Origin of the sequence: Burkholderia sp. Se-20373 (assembly GCF_017104705.1) — a bacterium.
GTDB lineage: Bacteria > Pseudomonadota > Gammaproteobacteria > Burkholderiales > Burkholderiaceae > Burkholderia.
In genome coordinates this window covers 1-1,477 of sequence record NZ_JAAGPH010000338.1, presented here as the reverse complement: position 1 = coordinate 1,477, position 1,477 = coordinate 1, and the positions used below count along the sequence as shown (strand labels likewise).

General features: G+C 72.1%; 1 protein-coding gene. It reads left to right on the top strand.

Annotated features, from left to right (window positions below):
* Positions 1–221: 221 nt before the first annotated feature.
* A partial coding sequence (locus G3N96_RS38625; RefSeq protein WP_206140485.1) for an ATP-binding protein occupies positions 222–1,477 on the top strand: 1,256 nt, incomplete at its 3' end.

Genomic DNA, 1,477 nt, shown 5'->3' with positions numbered 1-1,477 from the left:
GGGGGGGGGGGGGGGGGGGGGGGGGGGGGGGGGGGGGGGGGGGGGGGGGGGCGGCGGGGGGGGGGCGCGGCCGCTGCCGCGGGTGCCTGGCCGAGGAGATCGCGCAGCGGGTGGCCGGCGCGGCCGGCTGACGGAATCGGCTGCGCACGGGGCGTCCCGTTCAAAGCGCTCCGATCCGGCCCCGCTAGAGGCGCCGCCCGCTAAACGGGTAAACTGCTCGGATGCAACGAATCACCACCACCGGGCGCGTCAACCTCAGTCACCTGTTCTGGCTCCGCAATCTCGCGATCATCGGCCAGCTCGTGACGATCGGCGTCGTGCAGACCTATTTCGGCGTGCATCTGCCGTTGCCGGCGATGCTGATGGTCATTGCGCTCGAAATCGTTTTCAACGCGCTGACCTGGGTGCGCGTGCTGCGCGCGCGGCCCGAGACCAACTTCGAGCTGCTCGGCCAATTGTGGGTCGACCTCGGCGCGCTGTCCGCGCTGCTGTTCCTGTCGGGCGGCACGACCAATCCGTTCGTGTCGCTGTACCTGCCTTCGCTCGCGATCGCGGCGGCCGTGCTGCCGTGGCACCTGATGATCTGGCTCGCGGCGTTCGCGGTCGCGTGCTACGCGGCGCTCGGCTTCGACTCGGTGCCGCTCAACATGGACAATCCCGCGAACCTGTTCGACTACTACCGTACCGGGATGTGGGCGAACTTCATGGTCAGCGTCGGGCTGATCGCGTGGTTCGTCGCGCGCATGTCGAATGCGCTGCGCCAGCGTGACGCGGCGCTCGGCGAGGCGCAACAGCACCTGCTGCGCGACGAGCGGGCGGTCGCGCTCGGCGTGCAGGCCGCCACCGTCGCGCACGAAATGGGCACGCCGCTGTCGACGATCGCGATGCTCGCCGAAGAGCTGCGCGACGCGGCCCGCGACGATCCGGGGCTGGCCCGCTACGAGGCCGACCTGAAGGTGCTCGAGGAACAGATGACGCTCTGCACGTCGGCGCTCGCGCGCCTGCGCAGCCGCGCGAGCGCGCCCGCGAGCCGCCAGCCGGTGGACGACTGGCTCGACACGTTCGTCGAGCACTGGCGCCTGCGGCATCCGCACGTGCAGTTCGAATTGCTCGGCGCGCGTCCGGCGGGCGTCGCGCTCGACGACACGGTCGCGGCCGGCCAGATCCTGACGATCCTGCTCGACAACGCCGCGCGCGCGAGCCCGCGGCGCGTGACGCTGGCCGCGAAGGTCGCGCACGCCGGCACGGCCGACGAGATCGAATTCGAGGTATGCGACGACGGGCCCGGCATTCCGGCCTCGCTGCGCGAATCGCTCGGCGCGATGCCGGTCGACAGCACGCAGGGCGGGCACGGGGTCGGCCTGTATCTCGCGTTCAGCGCGGCCGCGCGGCTCGGCGGCGAGATCGAACTGTCCGATGTCGTGCCGCGCGCGGCGGGCGGCAACGGGCGGGCCGGCAGTGCGGCGAATGGTCACGA